The organism is Tenuifilum sp. (assembly GCF_037481895.1).
Lineage (GTDB): Bacteria > Bacteroidota > Bacteroidia > Bacteroidales > Tenuifilaceae > Tenuifilum > Tenuifilum osseticum.
Genome location: NZ_JBBFKU010000070.1, coordinates 1 through 4120 on the forward strand (window position 1 = coordinate 1; position 4120 = coordinate 4120).

4 protein-coding genes and 1 CRISPR repeat array are annotated in these 4120 nt (G+C 39.8%); all 4 genes read left to right on the plus strand.

The annotated features are described in order from the left end of the window. Positions 1-282 (plus strand): hypothetical protein (locus WHS63_RS13065; protein WP_445205498.1); only part of this gene is annotated, 282 nt, incomplete at its 5' end. A 42-nt stretch (positions 283-324) separates the two neighbouring features. Further along, complete coding sequence (locus WHS63_RS13070) at positions 325-1002, plus strand: transposase (protein ID WP_445205499.1); 678 nt, start codon at positions 325-327, stop codon at positions 1000-1002. A 74-nt stretch (positions 1003-1076) separates the two neighbouring features. Then, the gene (gene cas1 / locus WHS63_RS13075; protein ID WP_445205500.1) at positions 1077-1982 is read left to right on the plus strand and encodes a type II CRISPR-associated endonuclease Cas1; all 906 of its coding nucleotides are present in this window, start codon (positions 1077-1079) and stop codon (positions 1980-1982) included. A 59-nt stretch (positions 1983-2041) separates the two neighbouring features. Continuing rightward, complete coding sequence (gene cas2, locus WHS63_RS13080; protein ID WP_369490832.1) at positions 2042-2383, plus strand: CRISPR-associated endonuclease Cas2; 342 nt, start codon at positions 2042-2044, stop codon at positions 2381-2383. Positions 2384-2525: 142 nt separating this feature from the next. After that, positions 2526-4013: direct repeats of the CRISPR family, unit length 46 nt; unit sequence GTTGTGACCAATATGTCAAAGATACAATCTGAAAGCAATTCACAAC. Positions 4014-4120: the final 107 nt, after the last annotated feature.

The following is a 4120-nucleotide window of genomic DNA, read 5'->3' on the forward strand; positions in this document are numbered from 1 at the left end:
CCCGAGGAATTCTCTGACTGTATAGTTAAAAATGATTTTAAAGCAATAAGCAATAAGTTGTATCGGTTGCAAAAACTTACAATAAAACCAAGTAGTGGCCAAATTGATATTGTTTTCAGACATCATCTCGAAACACAAATAATTGATGACATTAATTCAAAAATGAGTAAACGATTCTACAATATTCAAAGTCTAGGTGTTTTATTTTCACTAAATCCAATTAAATTAAAAATCGATTGTATCGGAAACATAACTGCTTGGAACATCACTGACAGGGTTTAAAACCCTGTCAGTGTTATCAATGAAGAAATAATAAAAAAACTCATGCCAAATTCTCGGGATATACCATTGGAGCACGGCGGTTACTACCACATTTTCAACCGTGGAATAAACGGTACACCATTATTTTATTTACCTGATAACTACTTGCATTTTCTTAGGCTATACGATAAATATATTACTCCAATTGCCGATACCTTTGCCTGGTGCTTGATGGGGAACCATTTTCATTTGCTGGTGCGGATAAAGGAGGAGAACGAAATTGGATTCCTTCAGGACTTTAACCCTTCCAGGTCTATCGACTCTGGAAGGTTAAAGTGGCAATTCACCCATAACCTTCCAGAATCCGAAGGATCTGGAAGCGTTAATGGAAAGAAACCCGTTCCTTACAGAATGTTCTCGCATCTGTTCAGCTCTTATACAAAGTATTTCAACCTAAAAAATAATCGCACGGGAAGTCTATTTGAGAAAAATTTCCATCGTCTAAAAATAACCTCCGAGGAATACTTCCAGAACCTTGTAGTTTATATACATCAGAATCCCGTTCACCACGGCTTTACCAGTGATTTTAGGGATTACCCGTGGACATCGTATGGGAGTATAATCTCCACAAAGCCAACAAAGATTCATAGGGAAACCGTGCTTGAATGGTTCGGTGGCAAGGAGAATTTTATTGATGTACATCGTAAAATAGTTGACCTGGACATAATTCTTGACCTCTGACAGGGTTTTAAACCCTGTCAGAGGTATAAAAGTAAGTGGGTTTTAAACCCTGACAGAGGTATAATGAAACAAATATGATAAAACGCACCCTTTATTTCGGAAACCCTGCCTACCTAAAGGCTAAGGATGAGCAAATGGTAGTTGAATACCCCAGTGGTGATACTGAGAGCAAATCAATCCCCATTGAAGATATTGGAGTGGTTATCCTTGATTCCCCACAAATTACCATAACCCATGTTTTGCTCAACAAGCTACTGGCAAATAATGCTGCAGTCATTACCACCAATGAGCGGCATATGCCCTCGGGGCTAATTTACCCTCTGGAATCGAACACGCTGCAAAGCGAACGTTTTACTGCGCAGTTGGAGGCTAGTGTCCCCCTCAAAAAGCAGCTTTGGCAGCAAACGGTACAAGCCAAAATACAGAATCAGGCAGCGCTTTTAAAATCGCTTGGCATTGATGTTGAGCCTATGCTATACTGGGCTAGAAGTGTAAGGAGTGGCGACCCCGATAACTACGAGGGCCGTGCTGCTGCCTACTATTGGAAAAACCTTTTCTCGGGATACTTCAACGATATTTTTACGCGTGGCAGGTATGAGGACGAGCCCAATAATTTGTTGAACTACGGTTATGCTATCCTCCGTGCTGTGGTAGCACGTAGCCTGGTAGCAAGCGGTTTGCTACCAACGCTGGGAATACACCATCACAATCGCTACAACGCCTTTTGCCTTGCCGACGACATAATGGAACCCTACCGGCCGTTTGTGGATAGGGTTGTGCTTGAAATTGTAAAGAGTGGTATCGATTGTAGCGAGCTAACCAAGGAGATAAAGGCAAAACTCCTTGTAATTCCGGCAATAGATGTGGTGATTGATAGTAAAAGTAGCCCCCTGATGATTGCCACCCAACGAACAACATCATCGCTGTACGATTGCTTCGAGGGTACTAGTCGTAAAATATTGTATCCAACATTTCCGTGATTTCAATTCAAACCCCGACAGGGTTCTGAACCCTGTCGGGGTTCAACTCCTAAACATCTATGACCACTCTTAACCGTCTAAACCAGTACCGAGTTATGTGGGTGTTAGTTTTTTTCGATTTACCAACCGAAACCAAAAAGGAGCGTAAGCAGTATGCTCTTTTCCGGAAAAACTTAATAAAGGATGGTTTCTCCATGTTCCAGTTCTCAATCTATACCCGGTGCTGCCCAAGTCGTGAGAATGCCGATGTGCATATTAAGCGCGTGAAAAGTTTTTTGCCCCCCAACGGCTACGTGGGCATACTTTGCATAACCGACAAGCAGTTTGGGGCCATGGAAATATTCCTCGCCACAAAACCCATTAAGGCGAGCCCTGAACCACAGCAGCTGGAACTGTTTTAGAACGGAGGCATTTAAACCACTAAAGGCATGCAGAAATAAAAAATCCACAGAAAAAGCTTTCTGTGGATACTATATTGGTCACTTTTTTTTATCCGAAATATTGGCTTAACTAATTAAAGGTCAGAACGATAATTTCTCCTACGTTGTGACCAATATGTCAAAGATACAATCTGAAAGCAATTCACAACTGATTTGGGAAAAGAACAATACTGGGATGGGTTGTGACCAATATGTCAAAGATACAATCTGAAAGCAATTCACAACGCAAAAAAAGAAACACCATACATTTCAATTGTTGTGACCAATATGTCAAAGATACAATCTGAAAGCAATTCACAACAGAATTGGGTATTTGTATTAGTCATTTATTGTTGTGACCAATATGTCAAAGATACAATCTGAAAGCAATTCACAACCTACAAAGGAAATGGAAAGGATAATACTTAGTTGTGACCAATATGTCAAAGATACAATCTGAAAGCAATTCACAACTATATTTAAGTAATCTTTAAGTTCATCTAAGTTGTGACCAATATGTCAAAGATACAATCTGAAAGCAATTCACAACGCGGGTATGTTATAGCCTCACGGCTTTTCAGTTGTGACCAATATGTCAAAGATACAATCTGAAAGCAATTCACAACTCGTTGCTTACATTTAGCACACCATACAAAGTTGTGACCAATATGTCAAAGATACAATCTGAAAGCAATTCACAACTTGAGAATGGTGCTAATGTGAATGGTATAGTTGTGACCAATATGTCAAAGATACAATCTGAAAGCAATTCACAACGTGGACTCTATGATGGTGCTGCTGGAACTAGTTGTGACCAATATGTCAAAGATACAATCTGAAAGCAATTCACAACTCCTATACACTACTATATTGTTAAGTTGCTGTTGTGACCAATATGTCAAAGATACAATCTGAAAGCAATTCACAACTAATTTTAAATGGGTAATAATTAGCCTCTTGTTGTGACCAATATGTCAAAGATACAATCTGAAAGCAATTCACAACAATTCCTTAGCGGTGTAGTTGGTAGGAATGGTTGTGACCAATATGTCAAAGATACAATCTGAAAGCAATTCACAACGCCTCGTGCCATTCAGCCTTTTTTAATTTTGTTGTGACCAATATGTCAAAGATACAATCTGAAAGCAATTCACAACCGCTACTCGACGGCAAGGCAGGTGGCGACAGTTGTGACCAATATGTCAAAGATACAATCTGAAAGCAATTCACAACAACGGGATGAAACCTATACTCAGGTTCCAGTTGTGACCAATATGTCAAAGATACAATCTGAAAGCAATTCACAACAAATCATCATCAGCATCAAAACCAGCGAAAGTTGTGACCAATATGTCAAAGATACAATCTGAAAGCAATTCACAACAACAGGGCCTTAGCCCCCGATTCCCAACAAGTTGTGACCAATATGTCAAAGATACAATCTGAAAGCAATTCACAACGCCTTCATTTTGGGGGTAATAATATCAACCGTTGTGACCAATATGTCAAAGATACAATCTGAAAGCAATTCACAACATTTGGGTCGTCGAAGTACTTTTCTGGATTGTTGTGACCAATATGTCAAAGATACAATCTGAAAGCAATTCACAACGAATTGTAGTTAATCGTAACCTGGTCGCCCGTTGTGACCAATATGTCAAAGATACAATCTGAACCGAGCGTTTTTTGCGAGCTCGGCGAAGCCAAAGCAATTCACAA